General features: G+C 65.4%; 18 protein-coding genes, 1 tRNA gene and 1 pseudogene. 14 read left to right on the plus strand and 6 right to left on the minus strand.

Annotated features, from left to right (window positions below):
• The first annotated feature begins 7 nt into the window (after window positions 1-7).
• Both WS89_RS05180 and WS89_RS05185 read left to right on the plus strand, forming a co-directional pair.
• Window positions 8-394, plus strand: coding sequence for an integration host factor subunit alpha (locus WS89_RS05180; RefSeq protein WP_006486093.1), 387 nt, complete (start codon window positions 8-10; stop codon window positions 392-394).
• Between the two features lie 58 nt (window positions 395-452).
• Window positions 453-866, plus strand: a complete 414-nt coding sequence (locus WS89_RS05185; protein ID WP_059499070.1) for a MerR family transcriptional regulator — start codon at window positions 453-455, stop codon at window positions 864-866.
• A gap of 81 nt (window positions 867-947) precedes the next feature.
• On the opposite strand, the gene WS89_RS05190 is transcribed toward WS89_RS05185, so the two are convergent.
• Window positions 948-3,158: a hypothetical protein gene (locus WS89_RS05190; RefSeq protein WP_059789758.1), complete on the minus strand. Its 2,211-nt coding sequence runs from the start codon at window positions 3,156-3,158 to the stop codon at window positions 948-950.
• Between the two features lie 391 nt (window positions 3,159-3,549).
• Here WS89_RS05190 and WS89_RS05195 point away from each other — a divergent pair, with 391 nt between their 5' ends.
• From WS89_RS05195 to WS89_RS05210, 4 genes are all read left to right on the plus strand, one after another.
• Window positions 3,550-4,263 carry a class I SAM-dependent methyltransferase gene (locus tag WS89_RS05195; protein ID WP_059789759.1) on the plus strand — a complete coding sequence of 238 codons (714 nt, stop codon included), beginning with the start codon at window positions 3,550-3,552 and terminating at the stop codon, window positions 4,261-4,263.
• 131 nt (window positions 4,264-4,394) lie between these two features.
• Window positions 4,395-4,471, plus strand: a tRNA-Pro gene (locus tag WS89_RS05200).
• 140 nt (window positions 4,472-4,611) lie between these two features.
• On the plus strand, window positions 4,612-5,820 hold the full coding sequence (bamC, locus tag WS89_RS05205) for an outer membrane protein assembly factor BamC (protein ID WP_059499067.1): 1,209 nt from the start codon (window positions 4,612-4,614) through the stop codon (window positions 5,818-5,820).
• A 534-nt stretch (window positions 5,821-6,354) separates the two neighbouring features.
• Window positions 6,355-6,645, plus strand: coding sequence for a putative quinol monooxygenase (locus WS89_RS05210; RefSeq protein ID WP_059499066.1), 291 nt, complete (start codon window positions 6,355-6,357; stop codon window positions 6,643-6,645).
• 46 nt (window positions 6,646-6,691) lie between these two features.
• Here the strand turns inward: WS89_RS05210 and WS89_RS05215 are convergent, their stop codons facing one another.
• From WS89_RS05215 to WS89_RS05225, 3 genes are all read right to left on the minus strand, one after another.
• Entirely contained in the window at window positions 6,692-6,949 is a 258-nt protein-coding gene (locus tag WS89_RS05215) for a hypothetical protein (protein ID WP_059499065.1), read from the minus strand.
• Window positions 6,950-7,085: 136 nt separating this feature from the next.
• A complete protein-coding gene (locus WS89_RS05220; RefSeq protein WP_034207109.1) occupies window positions 7,086-7,358 on the minus strand; it encodes a hypothetical protein in 273 nt (90 codons plus the stop codon).
• Window positions 7,359-7,566: 208 nt separating this feature from the next.
• Window positions 7,567-8,283 carry a YdcF family protein gene (locus WS89_RS05225; RefSeq protein ID WP_059789760.1) on the minus strand — a complete coding sequence of 239 codons (717 nt, stop codon included), beginning with the start codon at window positions 8,281-8,283 and terminating at the stop codon, window positions 7,567-7,569.
• A 160-nt stretch (window positions 8,284-8,443) separates the two neighbouring features.
• Here WS89_RS05225 and WS89_RS05230 point away from each other — a divergent pair, with 160 nt between their 5' ends.
• Window positions 8,444-8,761 (plus strand): hypothetical protein, encoded by a 318-nt coding sequence (locus WS89_RS05230; RefSeq protein ID WP_006495354.1) that lies wholly within the window; start codon window positions 8,444-8,446, stop codon window positions 8,759-8,761.
• A gap of 194 nt (window positions 8,762-8,955) precedes the next feature.
• Here WS89_RS05230 and WS89_RS34535 read toward each other — a convergent pair whose 3' ends face one another.
• Window positions 8,956-9,207 (minus strand): hypothetical protein, encoded by a 252-nt coding sequence (locus tag WS89_RS34535; RefSeq protein WP_082741798.1) that lies wholly within the window; start codon window positions 9,205-9,207, stop codon window positions 8,956-8,958.
• A 200-nt stretch (window positions 9,208-9,407) separates the two neighbouring features.
• A pseudogene (locus WS89_RS05235) lies at window positions 9,408-9,803 on the minus strand (transposase); the annotation flags it as partial.
• A 430-nt stretch (window positions 9,804-10,233) separates the two neighbouring features.
• Between WS89_RS05235 and WS89_RS05240 the strand changes: the two are divergent.
• From WS89_RS05240 to infB, 7 genes are all read left to right on the plus strand, one after another.
• The gene (locus WS89_RS05240) at window positions 10,234-11,136 is read left to right on the plus strand and encodes a LysR family transcriptional regulator (RefSeq protein WP_059499063.1); all 903 of its coding nucleotides are present in this window, start codon (window positions 10,234-10,236) and stop codon (window positions 11,134-11,136) included.
• A gap of 67 nt (window positions 11,137-11,203) precedes the next feature.
• The gene (locus tag WS89_RS05245) at window positions 11,204-12,406 is read left to right on the plus strand and encodes a pyridoxal phosphate-dependent aminotransferase (protein ID WP_059789761.1); all 1,203 of its coding nucleotides are present in this window, start codon (window positions 11,204-11,206) and stop codon (window positions 12,404-12,406) included.
• Window positions 12,407-12,677: 271 nt separating this feature from the next.
• Window positions 12,678-13,703, plus strand: a complete 1,026-nt coding sequence (scpB, locus tag WS89_RS05250; protein WP_059789762.1) for an SMC-Scp complex subunit ScpB — start codon at window positions 12,678-12,680, stop codon at window positions 13,701-13,703.
• Window positions 13,704-13,763: 60 nt separating this feature from the next.
• Window positions 13,764-15,515 carry a 23S rRNA pseudouridine(2605) synthase RluB gene (rluB, locus tag WS89_RS05255; RefSeq protein WP_059789763.1) on the plus strand — a complete coding sequence of 584 codons (1,752 nt, stop codon included), beginning with the start codon at window positions 13,764-13,766 and terminating at the stop codon, window positions 15,513-15,515.
• Between the two features lie 456 nt (window positions 15,516-15,971).
• Window positions 15,972-16,430, plus strand: coding sequence for a ribosome maturation factor RimP (gene rimP, locus WS89_RS05260; RefSeq protein ID WP_011351796.1), 459 nt, complete (start codon window positions 15,972-15,974; stop codon window positions 16,428-16,430).
• Complete coding sequence (gene nusA, locus WS89_RS05265; protein WP_059499058.1) at window positions 16,430-17,905, plus strand: transcription termination factor NusA; 1,476 nt, start codon at window positions 16,430-16,432, stop codon at window positions 17,903-17,905. Before rimP ends, nusA begins: the two co-directional genes overlap by 1 nt.
• 91 nt (window positions 17,906-17,996) lie before the next feature.
• A complete protein-coding gene (gene infB / locus WS89_RS05270) occupies window positions 17,997-20,918 on the plus strand; it encodes a translation initiation factor IF-2 (protein WP_059499057.1) in 2,922 nt (973 codons plus the stop codon).
• Window positions 20,919-20,940 lie beyond the last annotated feature (22 nt).

A 20,940-nucleotide genomic window follows, 5' to 3' on the forward strand; every position in this document is an offset into this window, starting at 1 on the left:
GGCAGATATGAACGACATGACCTCGAGTGAATTCGAAGCCCTCCTGACGGCGCAACGCAGCGCGATGAACCGCGACGCTTCGGCGCCGGCGTCCACCGAGACGCCGACGCTGACGAAGGCGGAGCTGGCGGAGCTGCTGTTCGACAGCGTCGGGCTGAACAAGCGTGAAGCGAAGGACATGGTCGAGGCGTTTTTCGAAGTGATCCGCGACGCGCTCGAAAACGGCGAAAGCGTCAAGCTGTCGGGGTTCGGCAATTTCCAGTTGCGCGACAAGCCGCAGCGTCCGGGCCGCAATCCGAAGACGGGCGAGGCGATTCCGATCGCGGCCCGCCGGGTGGTAACCTTCCACGCGAGCCAGAAGCTGAAGGCGCTGGTCGAAAACGGCGCGGAGTAATACGCGCGCCCACGCCCCGCGCGGCCGCCGCGCACCCTTTACCGACGGTTAACCGACGATGACCACCACGGTTGAGAAAGTCGTCTTGCCTCCGATTCCCGCGAAGCGCTACTTCACGATCGGCGAAGTCAGCGAACTGTGCGGGGTCAAACCACATGTGCTGCGTTACTGGGAACAGGAGTTCACTCAGTTGCGGCCGGTGAAGCGACGCGGCAATCGTCGGTATTACCAGCATCACGAAGTGCTGCTGATCCGGCGGATTCGCGAGTTGCTGTACGAGCAGGGCTTCACGATCAACGGTGCGCGCAACCGGCTCGATTCGCCGGGCAGCGAGCGGGCCGCGGCGGAGCCGGTCGAACCCGATGCGCGGGCCGTCGATGCGCGCGGGGCGATCAAGCCGGGCGCGACCGTCGACGTCATCGCGTTGCGGCAGGCGTTGCTGGACGTGATCGACGGACTGAAACGCGATTGAGCGCACGGCGCGCAAGATGCATTGGAAAGCCCGGTTGGCGACCTGCCACCGGGCTTTTTTCATGCGTGCCCTGCACGCGGATCAGCGCGACGCGAGCGGATTCTTTAGCCCCATGTCGACGACCAGCGTGCCGTCCGGCAGCATCCGCACCGAGCCTTGCGCGACCTGGCTGCGATACCCGTACAGGTCGAACCGCATCGGGCCGGCCTCGGCCGAATTCCGGATCAGCGCGCGCACGTTCAGTTCGAGCACGTTGAACATCTTCATGTCGCCGCCTTCCATCCACATGTAGCTCGGCGCGTCGATCTGCGGCCGCTTCGGGGCGGGTGCACTTGCGGCGCGCCGGAACGTGAGCCGCAATCCGTCGCGCTCGACCGTTGCCTGGCCGAGCTTGCCGTTCAGCACGGGCGGCGGGAACACCGTGTACTGGTCGAGCACGAGCGTGTCGCCGCGCAGTTCCGCGCCGCGCCGCTGCAACGGCGTCAGCGACGCGAGCTCGATGCCGAGCGAGCGCAGCAGCGTCGCCTGCGGGATACCGAGCACCGACACCTGCGATGGCTTGAATGCGAGGTGGCGGTCGTCGAGCACCGTCAGCGAGCCCTTCATGTCGGTCGGCAGCCAGACGCCCGGCACATGATTCCACAGCTTGATGCCGCCCCGGACGCGCAGGTTCTGGCCGTCCGCGCTCAATTGCAGGTCGTTCAGCGAACGCGGCGAATAGTCGAGCAGATAGTCGTTGAAGAGCGCCGACATCGCCTTCCACGACTCGACGACCGTGCCGCCGAGAATGCGGATGTCGTACTGGTTGGGATCGTCGAGATCGACGGGTTCGCCCGGGCGCTTCGACACGAGCTCCACGTCGAGATCTTCGACATGAAAGCCGATATCGCCGGACAGGTTGAAGTCGACGTTGCGCAGGTGGATCGTCGGGTTGCGGTTCGAGACGTGCCGTTCGTTGAACGGCGTCGTCGACGTGCGCCGCATCGCAACCTTCTGCATGCCGGGCCGCGCCGCGTCCGCCGCCAGCGCGTACGCTTCCCAGTGCTGCCGCACGTCGCGCAGCGTATTCTGCTGCGCGGCGAGGAAGCTGTCGTTCAGGCGCGCCGCGGCGTTGCCGAGCAGCGCGCCGCTCGCCGGGCCCGTATACGACGGCATCCGGATCGCCATCGCGCCGCTTTCGTCGAAGTTGAAGTAGCCGGCCGACACCTGGTCTCGATAGTGATACAGGTCGAACACGAACGTCTGGTCGCGCCTCGACGAGTCGATCGGACCGATCAGGATATCCGCGTTCATCGGCATCGAGCGCATGAATTTCACGTCGCCGCCGCGGATATACATCGCCTGCTGCGGGGCATTCGCGGGCATCGCGAAGCCGGCACGCGTGCCGTCGTCGAGCTTCAGGTCGAGGCCCGCCGGCGTCACGCGCACGGCGGTGATCGTGAGTTTCAGGCGCGGCGGCGGCATCAGCTTGTCGACCGCCATCACGAGATCGTCGCCGGCGAGTTGGGCGATCGGTGTCTGCACCTTCAGCAGGTCGGCCATTTTCACGTTGGCCGCGCGCATCACCGGCTGGGCGTCGATGCCCGACACGCGCACGCCGGTCGGGTGGAACACGAGCTGGCTGCCGTCGCGGATCGCGAGCGTGCCGGTCAGCGAGAACGGTACCCAGCCGTCGCGCTGCATCTCGCCTTGCAGATGGATCACGCCGTCGCCGGCCGACACCGCGAGCTTGCGCAGCGGCGCGTTGCGATAGCCGAAGATGTAGGTGTTGAAGAGGGCGGTCAGCTTCGCGTTGTCGAGCGTGACCGTGCCTTCGTGCACGTCGATCTCGAAGCTCGTCGGGTCGTCGAACACGATCGGCGCGCCGGCCTGCGTCGGTACGAGCGTGGCGGACAACTGATGGATGAAGAAGCCGAGGTTGTTGACGACGCGGAAATCGACGTCGCGCAGGAACGTCATCGCGCCGTTCTGGCCCGAGTCGCGCAGCGTGAACGGGCGCGGTTGCGTGAGGCTGATCGATGCGAGCGACGGCACGGTACGCGCGATCTGCTGCTCGCGCGCGAGCCGCTCGGCCTTGGTGCGCTCGATCTTCGTCGACGCGATGGATGTATTGCTGTCGCGTTGCGCGGCCGATTCCGCGCAGCCGGTGCAAAGCAGCGCGAGCGCCAGCGCGCTGCAGCCGAACACGCGGGATGTCGTGCGCGACCCCGCGGCGGCCGTGCGTCGCAGGCCGGAAACCCAGTCGAAAATTGCCAAAGGCGAGCGATGGCCGTGTCGGACCGCATTCCGCATCGTCTGTCTCCATGTCTTGTCTTGATCGACGGCGACGCGCTATTGCACGGCGCGGGCGTCGATGCCGTGCAGTGTGTCATAGCGTGCTAGAGCGGCGTTACCAAACAACGGGCATACCGGTGCGGCGCGCCGGCGGGCGGCCAGACAATGGATTCGCGGGGGATGGACGGCTGGTTCAAACGGTCGTTTGGTTTGTCCGGCGCGGCGGTCGGCGTCTGTCGAAGCGGCCCTGAAAACCCGCGACCGGCCTTGGCCGGCGCGGGTTTCACCCGATGCCCGAGCGGCGCGGCCCCCGGGCATCGACGGATACGATCGACGCTGGCGGCGAGGTAAGATCGGCATCAATGGCTGGTTCGGCGTCACAACACGGCAGCCATCACGGGGAAGCGCCATGGACCTGAAGGAAGTCGACGTACTGGGTGCGGGGGTGGGCGACCACTGGTACTACGCGTCGAAGGCGAGCGCAATTCGCCGGTTCCTGGGTGCGTCGGGCGCGAACCGCATACTCGACGTCGGTGCGGGTTCCGGCTTTTTCTCGCAGCATCTGCTCGAGCGCACGCAGGCGACGGAAGCATGGTGCGTCGACACGAGCTACGCCGACGACAGCGACGGCGAGGCGGCCGGCAAGCCCATCCACTTTCGGCGGTCTGTCGATCGATTCGATGCCGATCTCGTGTTGCTGATGGACGTGCTCGAACATGTCGACGACGATGTCGGGCTGCTGATGCAGTATGTGAAGGGTGCGCCTCCGGGCAGCCGGTTCCTGATCACGGTGCCGGCGTTCCAGTTCCTGTGGAGCGGCCACGACGATTTCCTCGAGCACAAGCGCAGATATACGCTCGGCGGCCTCGAGGACGTGACCCGGCGTGCGGGGCTCGACGTCGAGCACGGCGCCTATTATTTCGGTCTCACGTTTCCGCTCGCGGCCGCGTTGCGGCTGGGCGAGCGCGCGCGTTCGCATCCGCGCGAGCCTGCGTCGCAATTGCGTCGTCATCATCCGTTCGTCAACGGCTTGCTCAAGACGATCTGCCGCATCGAGTTGCCGATGTTCCGCTTCAATCGCGTCGCCGGCCTGACGGTTATCTGCGTCGCACGCAAGCGGTGACGCAGGTGGGGAACCGGCGCCGCAGATTGCTTGCATCGGCACCATCGCGCCAAAAAATTTCACGAGAACATTCACAAAATGCATGCGACCCGTTCTAAATCGAGGAACTGTCTGTTATAATTTTTTTCTTTCGGGGCGTAGCGCAGCCTGGTAGCGTACCTGCATGGGGTGCAGGTGGTCGGAGGTTCAAATCCTCTCGCCCCGACCAGACAAGAACCCGCGTCAGCTCAGGCTGACGCGGGTTTTTTCTTGGCCGTCGCTTTTTTGCACATCGCGGCGCGGCCCCGGTAAAATGCAAGGTTGATCCACGGAAAGCGCCGTGATTTAGCGGAAGAGGATTCCCCGAACATGACTGATCTTCGTCTTACCATGCGGTTCGCTGCAGTGCTCGCCACCGGCGCGCTCGTCGCCGGTTGCGGTACGTCGTCGCCCACGAAAGTGGACTACAAGAGCGATTCGAAATCGAAGGAAGCGTCGCTCGCAGTGCCGCCCAACATGCTCGACGAGACGGCCGATCAGCGTTCGCTGCCGCCCCAGGGCGGCGCGACTTCCCTGTCCGCGCTCAAGCAGGTCCAGCAGGCTGCGCCCGCGCTGGACACCGTCGCGCCGGCCGTGGCCGGCATGCATATCCAGCGCGACGGCACCGAAAGCTGGCTCGTGATCGACGGCAAGCAGCCGGCCGCGATCTGGCCGCAGGTTCGCCGTTTCTGGCAGGAGCAGGGCTTCCTGCTCGTCGTCGACCAGCGCGACAAGGGCGTGATGGAAACCGACTGGAACGAAACCCATCCGCAGATCAACGACGGCCTGATCCGCAGCGTGATCTCGAAGGCGATGGGCAATTCGTACGTGACGGCCGAGCGCAACAAGTACCGCACGCGTCTCGATTCGGCGCCGAACGGCGGCACTTACGTGTTCATCAGCCAGAAGGGGATGCGCGAGGCGATCACCGGCGCGAACAACGATTCGAGCAAATGGGAACCGAAGCCGAACGATCCCGCGCTCGAGACGGAATACCTGAAGCGGCTGATGGCCGTGCTCGCGCAGAACGAGCAACGCGCGAAGAACGGCGAACCGCCGATCGCGAACATCAAGGACAACGCGGTCCCGAACGACAAGAAGGCCGATGCCGATGCGTCGTCGAAGGCTGCCGCGGCGATCGCTGCGCAGAACGTCTCGCGCACGTCGGCGCAAGGCAATGACGCGGCCGAAGCGGCCGTGCCGTCCGAAGTCACGCTCGGCGAGCCGTACGACCGGTCGTGGCTGCATGTCGGTCTCGCGCTCGATCGCGCGAACTTCACGGTCGACGATCGCGATCGCTCGAAGGGCCTGTATTTCGTGCGCTACGTCGATCCGAAGGATTTGAGCTCGGCGGAGCAGGGTTTCTGGAGCCAGCTGTTCCACGGCAAGAAGGAAAAGCAGGCGAAGCAGTATCGCGTCAACGTGAAGGCGCTCACGGCCGATCAGACGCGCGTCGCGGTCGTCGACGATTCGGGCGCGATCGATACGTCGTCGCCGGCTCGGCAGATCATGGGGTTGCTCGTGAATCAGCTCCGCTGATCCCGGCGTTTCCCGCACCCTTGAAAAGCCCGCCTTCCGGCGGGCTTTTTTCATGGTCGCTCGCTGGCGCGTGTGGCGGGAGCGTGGTTCGACCCCGCCTCGTGACGTTACGTAACATCCGGGCGTTACGACGACAAAACAAGTGTCACATTGTCGCCGATCTAAAAAATTGTCCTTATAAATCAACGGAATGTCGGGTGTCCTGCGCCTGGCACGCAACCTGCTTTATAGGTTGGAATCGTTAGAACAGGGAGGATGGCGTCAGAGCCCGGGGAATGCGCCGCGAGCGCCCGAACAACGGTCTCGACGCCTTCACATGCCGACGCGACAAGCGTCGGCACAACAGATGACGATCCGCGCCAGCGTGCGGATCTCGATGGCCCCGTCGCCTATCCTCGTAGGGCGACGGTTTCGCCCGCGCTTCTCTGAAGCGCGGGCTATTTTTTTGGTGCCGTCGTCATGCCGTCTCGGCGTAGCCGATGCGCGGCGCGAGATTCGCGTATTCTCGGACTTTTTCGGAAGAGGGAGGCGGGAATGGCGGAAATTGCAGTCGTGGCGCTGATCGTGGCGAAGCCCGGCGCCGAGGAAAAACTGCGCGCCGCGCTCGAGGGAATCGTCGAGCCGACCCGCAACGAAGCCGGCGCATTGCAGTACGACCTGCACCGGGATCTGAAGGAGCCCGCGCGGTTCGTATTCATCGAGCGTTGGGAGAGCGAGGAGGCGCTGGCCGCGCATGCGCGTTCCGCGCATATTCTCGCTTATCGCGAAGCGGCCGCGGACTGGATCGAACGTTCCGAAATCCGCGTGCTGTCGAAGCTCGTCTGAGTCGAGCCGGGTGGAGCGACCGGACCTGTCCGGTCGCGGCCGCGCGTCAGTGCGACGCGCTGGGTACGTCGAGGATCAGGATGATCGTCCAGTCGGCGTCGCCGTCATGGTGATACTGGCGCTCGGCAACGATGAACGGTTGCTGCTTGCCTTGCGGGCCGAGGAACAGCACGTCGCCCTCCATCGGCAGGCACTCGATCGGCGGCAGCGCGAGAAACGCGTCGTCCGAGCCGCGGGGCATCAGTTGCTTGATCCGGCGAGTGGCGGCTTCGGTCCACTCGATGTCGAGTTGAATGTTACTCATGCTGTCCTCCGCACCGGGGTGCGCACGGGTGGAAAATTTCGGTGCGCGACTTTAGCACAGCGCGCGGGCGCCGCAACCAAAAAAGCCGAACCCGGTTGCCCGGATTCGGCTTGTCGCTGGTACGGTGCCGCCGAACTTACTGGCTGGCAGCGTCTGCAGCCTTCGCCTTCTTGCCGGCCTTCTTCGCTGCCTTGTGATGCGCAGCCTTCTTGCCGTGGTGATGCTCTTCCTGCGCCGCCGGCTGAGCCGCTTCGGCCGCTTGCTGCTGTTGCAGCGCTTGTGCACGCTGCTCGATCTCGGCGATCTTGGCCGGATCGGTGATGGTCTGGATCTGCGTGCTCTCTTGCGCATACGCTGCGCCAGTCAGCGCCGACATCGCTACCAGGATAGCCAGGGACGTCTTCTTCATTGCTTTACCTCCGCTAAGTGGTGATGAACCCGAGTGTGCCGTTTTGTCTGGCGACTGCAATCGAGTGCGTGTCGAGTGTAACAAAAGTGACGGATCAATGTGCATCGGATCGGCGCACGACGCAAGGCCCCGTTGAAGTCGCGCAACACTTCGCGCACTGCGTCACGCATCTGCCATGCGGGGTGGTGCAGCGATTTTCGCGGTATCGTCAGAACCAGCCGAGCCAGCGATACACGTGGAATTGCGAGATTCCGACCAGCTCGTGCAGCGCCTGCTCGGCGTTCGCCACATTGCGCCAGCGCGGCAACCAGCCCGTTTGCGCACGTCGGAGGTTCGCATAAACGGGCTGCGGATCGATGCCGAAACGGCGGAAATCGAGCAGCGCCCGGCGCATCTGATACGACGACGTGACGAGAACGCGCGCGTCGTCATACTGTGAGCGTAGTATAGATGCAGTGAATTTCGCGTTTTCGTAGGTTGTGCGGCTGTCCGGTTCGAGCACGAGGTCGGCCGGCGCCACGCCCTGTGCGACGAGCTGGCGCCCGTAGACGGCCGCCTCGGTGTCGCCGTGATGCTGTGGGTTGCCGCCCGACATCACCACGGTGCAGCGTTCGGCCTGCTGCCGGCACGTGCGATAGAGCGCAGCAACCTTGTGGATGCGCGCGACGCCGTCGGGCGGCGGCTGCAATCCCGAGTCGGTGCGGCGCGTGCCGGCGCCAAGGAGGATCAGCGTGGTTCGCCCGTGCATGTCGGGGTGCTCGACCGGCGTGACGCCCGCCTCGGTCCAGGCGATGAGCGGCGCCGCGAGCCAGCCCGTCGCCAGTAGCCAGAACAGCGCGGCGGCGGCGATGGAAATGGTTCGACGCTGCTTGCGGCAGAGCATGAAACCGATGAAGAGAAGTACAAATGAATCGAACAGAATCAATTTGATTGGGGTATGGTGTCTTTTTATGGACGGCTGACGATACGGCCCTGACGCGACGCCGAACAACGTCGGCCTCCAGAATCGGTGGCGGTTTCGGCGGGCGGAGACCCCGCCCGGCTCGCCGCTTCGCATTGTCGCTGCACTTTAAGAAAGAATCGAGATGGCCACGTATTCCAACGAAGCGGTGCTCGACGCATTGAGACGAGTGCAGTACCGCCAGGTACCGTGGGCACGCCGCCCGGGCGTGTTCGAGTATCTCCGTTCGCTCGGCCTGATGGACACGGTCAGGCAGAAAACCGTTGCCCCCGCACCGGGCTTTCATGCACCGGTCGACATCGCCGTACTGACCGACAGCGGCCGCGCCGAATTCTCGCGCCTCGAGCGCGACGAGAAATTACTTTCCTGGACTGATCGCCGCATGGACGACTACGCATTGAGCGAAGCGAGCGCCGTGGCGATTCTTGAAAGTCGTCTTTAGCGGCTCTCCATCCCGTTCCGTGCATCGCCGCACGGGACGGCGATGCAAAAAAAAGCCCGTATCGCGAGGATACGGGCGTACCGGATACTTTTGCTGCTGCCACGCTGTGCTCATGGCAACGATGTGACTCGTCGCATGCGGCGCAGTTCCCGGATGCGGGCATTTTCTTTGGCGAAATCTCGAAATCGGCAGGGCTAAGGATGGCGCGGCACGCCCGACGGCTGTGAGCCGATTCGCGCCCGCGCATTGCTGGCGATGTCGCCGCGCAAGTCGCCGCGCGGCACGGTTTGCCGGCTGGACGGGTTCGCGGACGGTGGCTGTCGAAAGGTGTTCCTGTGATCCTGCTGGCGATGGGGTGGCTTCGCGCGATCGTCGGCATGGACGGGAGTGCTCAGCGCCACGGAAACGACAATGCCGCATGCAACGAGCAGTGACATTGTTTTCATGGCGGGGCTCCCTTCAAGCCGTCAGTGCGGCCTGTTGATATGTCGCTAAGGTAAGCGTGGGAGTGCAGGCTTGCTGTAAATATTGGTAAATAGTTGTTTCGCAGCACGACAACGGTAATCGACGGCAAGGCATGCGTCGCGAAAGGTCGCGTCGCAGAAAGAAACCGGGCGGCCGAAGCCGCCCGATCGAGCATTCGTTACGCCATCTTGACGGGTGCGCGCCAGGATTCCGGGTTGGTCCAGAAGGCGCCGCGCAGCCGGTCGCGGCTCGGCGGGGCGGGCGGCTTCGCCGCGCTTGCGCCGATGCGTCCGCGCAGCGAGATCTGCCGGCCGCTCGTGCCGAGTCGCTTCACGATTTCGGCGAGCGTACCGTCCGCCTGCCATTCGTCGAAGCGGCGGCGGCAGGTCGGCGGGGACGGATAGCGGCCCGGCAGTTTCGACCAGCCTTCCCCCGTCGACAGCACCCACAGCACGGCGTTGACCACCGAGCGGGCTTCCACGCGGGGACGGCCGCGCCGCTCACTCCGTGCGGGCTCCGAGCAAAACAAACCCTCGACCAGCGCCCATTCGTTATCTCTCAAATCGTCGAACAGCATCATGTCCTCACCTCAGCGAAGCTAACTCCGGTGCGCTGCCCTGCGCCGCGCACTCTTCAAGCACTCGATCGTCGAGTGCCGGGTGGGGGCGTCCGGTTGGCCGGCAGCGGCGTTTCTGCTCTTCCGTCCGACGAAACCTGCACCCTGTGCGCAAGGTAATGCACGAAGCGTGCCATGTCGGAGGTGAATCCCTCGAGAGCCGCTTGGCAGCGAGCTAACGGCTAAGTCAGCTAGGGGCGTATAAGACGCCAAAATAACCCGTGAGCAAATCGGGACAATCACCAATCTTGTGCAATTCGCCCATGTCACGTGCGTTTGCGAATGTATTGCACCGCAGCGAAACATGGGCGGCGGGTGCCGATTCGTTCGCCGAAGCCGGTTTCGCACATTAGAATCCCGCATCGATATCGATGATTGATGAGGTCGGGACATGAACGTTACGCTGCGCCAGCTTCGCGTATTCATCGAAGTCGCGCGGCTCAAGAGCTTCAGCCGGGCGGGTGACGAGATCGGGCTCACCCAGTCCGCCGTCAGCCGTTGCGTGCGAGAGCTCGAGGCCGAACTCGGGCTGAAGCTGATCGACCGCACGACGCGCGACGTGCAACTGACCGACGTCGGTGCGAACCTGATCGCGAGCGTGTCGCGCTTGCTCGACGATCTCGACGACACGCTGCGCGAGATTCGCGAGATCGGCGAGCAGCGCCGCGGGCGCGTGGTCGTCGCGGCAAGCCCGACGATCGCATGCAGGCTGATGCCGCGCGTGGTGGCGTCGTGCGAGCGCCAGTTCCCGTTCGTCACGCTCGGCCTGCGCGACGACGTGCAGAGCGACGTGCTGCGCAAGGTGAAATCGAGCGAAGTCGACTTCGGCGTCGTGATCGGGCCGCTGACGGTCGCCGATCTCGTCTGCGAGCCGCTGATGACCGATTCGTTCTGCCTTGTCGCGCGCGCCGACCATCCGCTCGCGGCACGGGCCGAGGTGCCGTGGACTGCGCTGGACGGCGAGCGCCTCGTATTGCTCGATCACGCATCGGGCAGCCGGCCGCTGATCGATGCGGCGCTGGCCACGCATCGCGTCAACGCGACGGTCATGCAGGAACTCGGGCATTCGGCGACCGTGTTCGGGCTGGTCGAGGCCGGTGTCGGCGTGAGCGTGCAGCCGTGGCTGTCGCTGCCGCTGCCGGCCGGCTCGACGCTCGTCGCGCGGCCGCTCACGCCGCGTACCGAACGCACCGTCGAACTGGTGCGCCGCCGCGACCGGTCGTTGTCGCCCGCCGCGCAGGCGATCTGGGAGCTCGTGCGGCAGATGCCGGCGAGGGCCGAGGATCTCGACTGACGTTGCGCCGGTCCGGCTTGCCGGCCGGTACACTACGCGGACCGTGTTCCTGGGGCGATGGTTCTCGATGACGCATTCCGCAGGTTTTTTCCCGGCGAACGATGAGCCGGCGGCGCGCGCCACGGTGCACGCGCTGCGTCCATCGCTGATCCGCGAGGTCGCAAACGCCGGCTTCGGCGTGCCGGACATGCTGCCGTTCTGGTTCGGCGAATCCGACCGCGTGACACCGGACTTCATCCGCGACGCTGCGGCGGCGGCGCTGCGCGACGGTGCGACCTTCTACACGCACAATCTCGGCACGGCGGCGCTGCGCGACGCGATCGCCGCCTATGTCGGCGCGCGTCACGGTGCGACGGCGGCCGATACGGTGGCCGTGACGAGTTCGGGCGTGAGTGCGCTGATGCTGACTGCCCAGATGCTGGTCGGGCCGGGCGAGCGTGTCGTCGCGGTCACGCCGCTGTGGCCGAATCTCGTCGAGATTCCGAAGGTCCTCGGCGCGCAGGTCGAGTGCGTGCCGCTCGGCTACGGCGATGCGGGATGGCGGCTCGATGTCGGACGGTTGCTCGCGGCGCTGACGCCCGATACGCGGATGCTGCTGATCAATTCGCCGAACAACCCGACCGGCTGGACGATGTCGCGCGACGATCAGCGGGCCGTGCTCGCCCATTGCCGTCGTCACCGCATCTGGCTGGTCGCCGACGAGGTGTACGAGCGGCTTGCATTCGACGAGGGCGGCGCGCCGTCGTTCCTCGATATCGCGTCTCGCGACGAGCGCGTCGTGGTCGTGAATTCATTCTCGAAGGCGTGGGCGATGACGGGCTGGCGGCTCGGATGGCTGGTTGCGCCGGCATCGGTGATGGCCGACCTGTCGAAGCTCGTCGAATACAACACGTCGTGTGCGCCGGGCTTCGTTCAGGCCGCGGCCGAGGTCGCGTTGCGAGACGGCGAGCCGTTCGTGCGGACGTTCGTCGCGGCGCTGCGCGATGCGCGCGATCACCTGATCGCCGCGCTGCGGACGCTGCCGGGCGTCGACGTGCCGCCTCCGCCGGGCGCGATGTACCTGTTCCTGCGACTGCCGGGCGCGGCCGACAGCCTGGCGTTCTGCAAGACGCTGGTGCGCGACGCGGGGCTCGGCCTTGCGCCCGGTCGTGCGTTCGGCCCGGAGGGAGAGGGGTTCGTGCGCTGGTGTTATGCGTGCGATCCGGCGCGGCTCGACGCGGGCGTCGAGCGGCTACGCCGGTTCCTTGCGCACGGCGCGGGCGCCCGCTGAAGCAGGGACGGAGCGGGCGCCGCGCCGTGCGGCGGCCTGTTCCGCTCATCTTTACGCACCGGGCAATTTTGCGTAATATGGCGTTCAGTCACGCGGTTCCGTCGTTGAGCCGTGCTGTTCCGTCCGGTTTGGGCCTGGCCTGAAGTTGGTTCGCCGCCCCCGGTTCGTGCTCCCATCAATATGACCGATCAGAATCGGGCGAGCGCGTCTTCCGTTCCTTTCGTCTGTTTGTTGATCCGGTTCGTTTGACCACAGGGTCTGGCCTAGCTGCATGAATACCCAAGAGGCGAAGATCGTCCTCGAGACTGCTTTGATCTGTGCGCAGGAACCGCTGAAGCTCGGCGATTTGCGCAAGCTCTTTGCCGACGGCGTGTCGGCTGACACGGTCCGCACGTTGCTCGAAGATCTGAAACAGGATTGGTCCGGTCGCGGTGTCGAACTGGTGGCGCTGGCGACCGGATGGCGCTTTCAGAGCAAGCCGGCGATGCGTCATTATCTGGATCGCCTGCATCCCGAGAAGCCGCCGAAATATTCGCGCGCGGTGCTCGAAACGCTCGCGATCATTGCGTACCGGCAGCCCGTCACGCGCGGCGACATCGAGGAGATTCGCGGCGTCACGGTCAACACGCAGGTGGTCAAGCAACTCGAGGATCGCGGCTGGATCGAGGTGATCGGTCATCGCGACGTGCCGGGGCGTCCGGCGCTGTATGCGACGACCAAGCAGTTTCTCGACGATCTCGGCCTGAAGGCGCTCGACGACCTGCCGGCGCTCGAAGAGCCGGCCGCGAACATCGAGGCCGCGCTGCTCGCGCAGCAGGCGATGGATTTCGACGGTGACATGCCGGTGGCCAGCGATGCGGCGGCCGACATGCCGCAGGCGCTCACGGATGAAGCGCCCGACGGCCAGTCGGCCGAGGTGCCGGCCGACGTCGCGTCGACGCACGAAATTCCGAGTCGCGATACGCTCGACGCCGATCGCGGGCAAACGGAACATACGGAGCAGGTCGGCGCCGAAGCAGTGCCGACCGGTGTGCAGCCCGAGCCGCAGCGTGCGGATTGGAGCGAGGAAGATCGCAAGCCGGCCGCCGAAGCGGCTGCCGGAGACGGAGCGGAAGCGGCCGGCGACATGCCCGGCGAGGCCGATCGGGCCGACGCCTCCCGTTCCGGTCCCGCGGACGACGAGACGCTGGACGACACGTCCGACAGTCTCGCGGATGCCGTACGAAGCGCCAGTGCGCCCATCGGCGCCGACGCGCTGCCGGACGACGAAGCAGAACCCAAACAGCGTCGCGCCTGATCGCGGCCAACTTCTTGCCGCGCCCGCGCCGGGCGCGAGACCTGACATTTTGAGGTTGTTTTGACAGATATCCACGATATTGAATCGTCCGCGCCTGCCGTGCAGGCAGCGCGTGCCGACGATGCGCCGGAGCAGGATGCTTCGGCCGCGGGTGGCGACGAGCGTCCCCGCCGCGGTCTGCGGCGCGGCCCGCGCAGCCTGATCGCGCGGCGTCGCGCGGCGGCCAAGTCGAAGGGCGCCGAAGGCGAGCAGCAGGGCGCCGAGGGCGCGGATGCGCAGCCGGCCGACGCTGCCGACGCGCAGCCGGCGCGTGCGCCGCGCAAGGAAGGCGCGGCCAAGGGCGGCCGCAAGCCCGCCGGCAAGCGTGAAGGCGCGGCCAAGGGCGGCCAGGGCGGCCAGGGCCGTCGCGGTGCATCGAAGGCCGAAGGTGGCTCGGCGAAAGCCATGGAAGGCGATGCGTCCGAGGACGAACTGTTCGCGTACGTGACGTCGCCCGCGTTCGACGCGGACAACTCCGCGGGCGGTAGCGGCGTGCGAGCGCCGATGCTGCGCCGTGGCCGCAATCAGCCTGCGAACAAGCGTGTGCTGTCGCCGGACGACGATGCGCCGAAGCTCCACAAGGTGCTGGCGGAAGCCGGCATGGGTTCGCGCCGGGAAATGGAAGAACTGATCGTCGCCGGCCGCGTGTCGGTGAACGGCGAACCGGCGCACATCGGCCAGCGGATCATGCCGACCGACCAGGTGCGGATCAACGGCAAGCCGGTCAAGCGCAAGCTGCCGAACAAGCCGCCGCGCGTGCTGCTGTATCACAAGCCGACGGGCGAAATCGTCAGCCACGCGGATCCGGAAGGCCGTCCGTCGGTGTTCGACCGTCTGCCGCCGATGAAGACGGCGAAATGGCTTGCGGTGGGCCGTCTCGACTTCAATACCGAAGGTCTGCTGATGCTGACGACCTCCGGCGACCTCGCGAACCGCTTCATGCATCCGCGTTACAGCGTCGAGCGCGAGTATGCGGTGCGCGTCGTCGGCGAGCTGTCCGAAGGCATGCGGCAGAAGCTGCTGCACGGCGTCGAGCTCGACGACGGTCCGGCGAATTTCCTGCGCATCCGCGATGGCGGCGGCGAAGGCACGAACCACTGGTATCACGTCGCGCTGGCCGAAGGCCGCAACCGCGAAGTGCGCCGGATGTTCGAGGCGGTCGGCCTGATGGTGAGCCGGCTGATCCGTACGCGTCACGGCCCGATTCCGCTGCCGCGCGGCCTGAAGCGTGGCCGTTGGGAAGAGCTCGACGACGCGCAGGTGCGCAAGCTGATGGCGACCGTCGGCCTGAAGGCGCCGTCCGAGGAGAAGGGCAAGCGCGGCAGCGCCGGTCCGACCGAGCGTCGCCAGCCCGATCCGATGCAGACGTCGATGGGCTTCATCAGCCGCGAGCCGGTGCTGACGACGCACGGGCAACTCGACCAGCCGCGTCGCGGCGGCGGCCGACGCGGCGGGCCGGGCCTGCCGGGCTTGAGCGGCTACGGTAGCCTGCCGGTTGCGCCGTCGGGCTACGGTAGTCGTCCGGGCGGCGGCCGTGATGGCAATCGCGTAGGTGGCGGGCGCGACGGCAATCGCACCGGCGGCGGTCGCGATGTCGACGGCAATCGCATGTCGTATGGCGCCGGCCCCAAGCGCGATGGCGCGGGCGGCAAGCGCGGCGGCAGCAAGGGTGGCGGCAATCGCAATCCGAACGGCAATCGCGCCGACGGCGGCAACGGCGGCGGCCCGCGCGGCGGTCAGCGTCCGCAGCGCAGTCGTACGCGTAGCCGCTAAGCGTCTATTGACTGGATTGGCGTGCGGCGGCGCGAGGCTGCCGGCTCGCCGGTCCGACCGGCGTTCGGCCGGTTTTGTCGACGCGACGCATTGCATTGATGGATTTCGGCTGCATCTATGATGTCGCGTACCGCGACAACGGCGATCACCGGTTCGATAGTTGGTTTCGGTCGATCGGGCAGCCCGATTTCGCATTTTCGGTCCGTAAAGGCGGCCGGCGCGCTGCTTTTACCGGCTGGCTTGGCGTTTGCGCCAAAAATCGCTATAATCGCGGAGTCGCTGGGCGTACGGATTCAATGTGCGGCTCAGGTGCGACCACCAGTAAGAAGATGGGCGTTCCGCCCATTTTTTTTTGCTGAAACGGTTAGGCATCTCGGGTAGCGCTTCCTGCGCCGGCTAAGGCGCGCGCCCGCGGGTGAATCGCGAGCGGCGGGCGCGAACACCTGAGAGGACACTGTGCAACTGACGGAACTGATAGAAACCACGGTCACCGGGCTCGGCTACGAGCTGGTGGATCTCGAGCGCACCGGGCGCGGCATGCTTTGCATCTATATCGATCAGCCTGCCGGCATCTCGCTCGAAGATTGCGAAAAGGTCACGCGTCAGCTCCAGCACGTCTTGACGGTCGAAAACATCGATTACGAACGGCTCGAAGTCTCGTCCCCGGGGCTCGACCGCCCGTTGAAGAAGCTGGCCGACTTCGAGCGCTTCGCCGGCAGCGAAGTTTCCGTGACCTTGAAAAAGCCGCTGGACGGGCGCAAGACGTACCGGGGCATTCTGCACGCGCCGAATGGCGAAACGATCGGTTTGGAATTTGAGGGGAAGAAGGGCGAGGCAGCCATGCTGGATTTCACGCTGGCCGATATCGACAAAGCCCGCCTGATTCCGCAAGTTGACTTTAGGAGCCGCAAATAATGAGTCGCGAAGTGTTGATGCTGGTGGATGCGCTGGCGCGCGAGAAAAACGTCGACAAGGATGTGGTGCTGGGCGCCCTCGAGGCTGCGCTCGCGTCCGCTTCCAAGAAGCTGTTCGACGAAGGCGCCGAAATCCGCGTCCATATCGATCGCGAAAGCGGCGAGCACGAAACCTTCCGTCGCTGGCTCGTCGTGCCCGACGAGGCAGGCTTGCAGGAGCCGGATCGCGAGATCCTGCTGTTCGAGGCTCGTGAGCAGAACCCCGACGTCGAAGTCGGCGAGTATGTCGAGGAACCCGTTCCGTCGATCGAGTTCGGTCGCATCGGCGCGCAGGCCGCGAAGCAGGTGATCCTGCAGAAGGTGCGCGACGCGGAGCGCGAGCAAATCCTGAACGACTACCTCGAGCGTGGCGAAAAGATCATGACGGGTACGGTGAAACGCCTCGACAAGGGTAACTTCATCGTCGAATCGGGCCGTGTCGAGGCACTGCTGCGCCGCGATCAACTGATCCCGAAGGAAAACCTGCGCGTGGGCGACCGCGTGCGCGCCTACATCGCGAAGGTCGACCGCACCGCGCGCGGCCCGCAGATCGAGCTGTCGCGCACGGCGCCCGAATTCCTGATGAAGCTGTTCGAGATGGAAGTGCCGGAAATCGAGCAGGGCCTGCTCGAGATCAAGGCGGCTGCCCGCGACCCGGGCGTGCGCGCGAAGATCGGCGTCATCGCATACGACAAGCGGATCGATCCGATCGGCACCTGCGTCGGCATCCGCGGCTCGCGCGTGCAGGCCGTGCGCAACGAGCTCGGTGGCGAAAACATCGACATCGTGCTATGGTCGGAAGATCCCGCCCAGTTCGTGATCGGCGCGCTCGCGCCGGCTGCCGTCCAGTCGATCGTCGTCGATGAAGAAAAGCATTCGATGGACGTCGTCGTCGACGAAAACGAACTGGCTGTCGCGATCGGCCGCAGCGGTCAGAACGTTCGCCTTGCCGGCGAGCTGACCGGCTGGCAGATCAACATCATGACGCCGGACGAATCCGCCCTGAAGCAGGGCGAAGAGCGCGACCGGCTGCGTGCACTGTTCATGGCGCGTCTCGACGTCGACGAGGAAGTTGCCGACATCCTGATCGACGAAGGCTTCACGAGCCTCGAAGAGATCGCGTACGTGCCGCTCAACGAAATGCTCGAAATCGAAGCGTTCGACGAGGACACCGTGCACGAACTGCGCAACCGCGCACGCGACGCGCTGTTGACGATGGCGATCGCGAACGAAGAAAAGGTCGAGAACGCAGCGCTGGATCTCAAGAGCCTCGACGGCATCACGCCGGAGCTGCTCGCGAAGCTGGCCGAACACGGCGTGCAGACGCGCGACGATCTCGCCGAGCTGGCTGTAGATGAACTGGTCGACATGACCGGGATGGAAGAGGATGCCGCTAAGGCGTTGATCATGAAAGCACGTGAACATTGGTTCCAGTGAGAAATGACCATGGCGCACTGATTTGATGGCGGCCGTATGGCCTGACCCGATGCTAACCGCAAGGAATCGGTCCTTGCACTAAGAGGAATGAATGGCGAGTAACAACGTAGCCCAATTTGCCGCGGAACTGAAAATGCCTGCTGGTGTGCTGCTCGAGCAGCTGCAGGCAGCGGGCGTCCAGAAAGCGAGTGAAGACGATGCGCTGTCCGAAACGGACAAGGCGCGTCTGCTCGATCATTTGCGCAAGTCGCACGGCGCAACCGACGGCGACAAGCGCAAGATCACGCTGACCCGCAAGCATACGTCGGAGATCAAGCAATCTGACGCGACGGGCAAGGCTCGCACCATTCAGGTCGAGGTTCGCAAGAAGCGTACGTTCGTCAAGCGCGACGACGTGAGCGAAGGTGCGGAACAGGGTCAGGCGCAGGTCGCCGAAGCGGACGACGATGCGGAACTGAAGCGTCGCGAGGAAGAAGCGCGCCGCGAGGCCGAGTTGCTCGAGAAGCAGGCGCAGGAGCTGCGCGAGCGTCAGGAGCGCCTCGAGCGCGAGGAAGCCGAACGTCGCGCCCGCGAGGAAGCGGCGGAAGCCGAGCGCCGTCGCGCCGAGGAAGAAGCGGCGGCGAAGCGTGCCGCGGCGGAAGCCGCTGCGGCACGGCAGCAGGCGGCCGCGCAACAGGCTGCCGCAGCCGAGTCGGAAGCACCGAGTGCGCAGTCCGCGCAGGACGAAGCGCGTGCGGCCGCCGAACGCGCGGCGCAGCGCGAAGCGGCGAAGAAGGCCGAGGATGCAGCTCGCGAGGCGGCCGACAAGGCGCGCGCCGAGCAGGAAGAGATCAGCAAGCGTCGCGCGGCGGCGGAAGCCGAAGCACGCGCGATTCGCGAAATGATGAACACGCCGCGCAAGGCCGTGGTCAAGGCACCCGAACCGCCGAAGCCGGTCGAGGCGCCGAAGCCGGCCGAAGCGAAGGGCACGCTGCACAAGCCGGCGAAGCCGGAGGGTGCGCAGGCGCGTCCGGCCGTGAAGAAGCCGGTCGGTGCCGCGGCACCGGCCACGACGCAGGCGCCGGCAGGCGCGGGCGACCGCAACAAGAAGCCGGGCGCAGGCAAGGGCGGCTGGCAGGATGACGCATCGAAGCGTCGCGGCATCAAGACGCGCGGCGACTCGAGCGGCGGTGTCGACCGCGGCTGGCGCGGTGGCCCGAAGGGTCGCGGCCGTCACCAGGACAGCGCATCGTCGTTCCAGGCGCCGACCGAACCGATCGTCCGTGAAGTGCACGTGCCGGAAACCGTGTCGGTTGCGGATCTCGCGCACAAGATGTCGATCAAGGCCTCCGAAGTCATCAAGGTGATGATGAAGATGGGCCAGATGGTCACGATCAACCAGGTGCTGGACCAGGAAACGGCGATGATCATCGTCGAGGAGCTGGGCCACCGCGCGGTTGCCGCGAAGCTGGACGATCCGGAAGCGCTGCTCGTCGAAGGCGAAACCGGTACCGATGCGGAGCAACTGCCGCGTCCGCCGGTCGTCACGGTGATGGGTCACGTCGACCACGGCAAGACCTCGTTGCTCGACCACATCCGCCGCGCGAAGGTTGCCGCGGGCGAAGCGGGCGGCATTACGCAGCACATCGGCGCGTATCACGTCGACACGCCGCGTGGCGTCATCACGTTCCTCGACACGCCGGGTCACGAAGCGTTCACGGCAATGCGTGCGCGCGGCGCGAAGGCGACCGACATCGTCGTGCTGGTGGTGGCGGCCGACGACGGCGTGATGCCGCAGACGAAGGAAGCCATCGCCCACGCGAAGGCGGGTGGCGTGCCGATCGTCGTCGCGATCAACAAGATCGACAAGCCGGAAGCGAACCCCGATCGCGTCAAGCAGGAACTGGTCGCGGAAGGCGTCGTGCCGGAAGAATACGGTGGCGATTCGCCGTTCGTGCCGGTGTCGGCAAAGACGGGCGCAGGTATCGACGATCTGCTCGAGAACGTGCTGCTGCAGGCCGAAGTGCTGGAACTGAAGGCGCCGGTCGAAGCACCGGCCAAGGGCATCGTGATCGAAGCGAAGCTCGACAAGGGTAAAGGCCCGGTCGCGACGATCCTCGTGCAGTCCGGTACGCTGAACCGCGGTGACATCGTGCTGGCGGGTACGGCCTACGGCCGCGTCCGTGCGATGCTCGACGAGAACGGCAAGCCGACGAAGGAAGCCGGCCCGTCGATCCCGGTCGAAATCCAGGGTCTGTCGGAAGTGCCGGGTGCGGGCGAGGAAGTGATCGTGCTGCCGGACGAGCGCAAGGCGCGTGAAATCGCGCTGTTCCGTCAGGGCAAGTTCCGCGACGTGAAGCTCGCGAAGCAGCAGGCCGCGAAGCTCGAAAGCATGCTCGAGCAGATGGGCGAAGGCGAAGTGCAGAACCTGCCGCTCATCATCAAGGCAGACGTGCAGGGTTCGCAGGAAGCGCTCGTGCAGTCGCTGCTCAAGCTGTCGACCGACGAAGTGCGCGTGCAGATCGTGCACAGCGCGGTGGGCGGCATCAGCGAAAACGACGTCAACCTCGCGACGGCATCGAAGGCGGTCATCATCGGCTTCAACACGCGTGCGGATGCTCAGGCACGCAAGCTGGCCGAGGCGAACGGCATCGATATCCGCTACTACAACATCATCTACGACGCAGTGGACGAGGTGAAGGCGGCGATGTCGGGCATGCTGGCGCCGGAGAAGCGCGAAGTCGTCACCGGCATGGTCGAGGTGCGCCAGGTCTTCAAGGTACCGAAGGTCGGCACGGTCGCAGGCTGTATGGTCACGGACGGCATCGTCAAGCGCTCGTCGTCGGTGCGCGTGCTGCGCAACAACGTCGTGATCTTCACGGGCGAACTCGAATCGCTGAAGCGCTTCAAGGACGACGTGAAGGAAGTGAAGCAAGGCTTCGAATGCGGTATGTCGGTGAAGAACTTCAACGACATCATCGAAGGCGACCAGTTCGAAGTCTTCGAAGTGACCGAAGTCGCACGTACGCTGTAATCGTCGCGTATCGGCTCATGGG

The sequence above is a fragment of the Burkholderia sp. MSMB1072 genome (assembly GCF_001524725.1).
Taxonomy (GTDB): Bacteria; Pseudomonadota; Gammaproteobacteria; order Burkholderiales; family Burkholderiaceae; genus Burkholderia.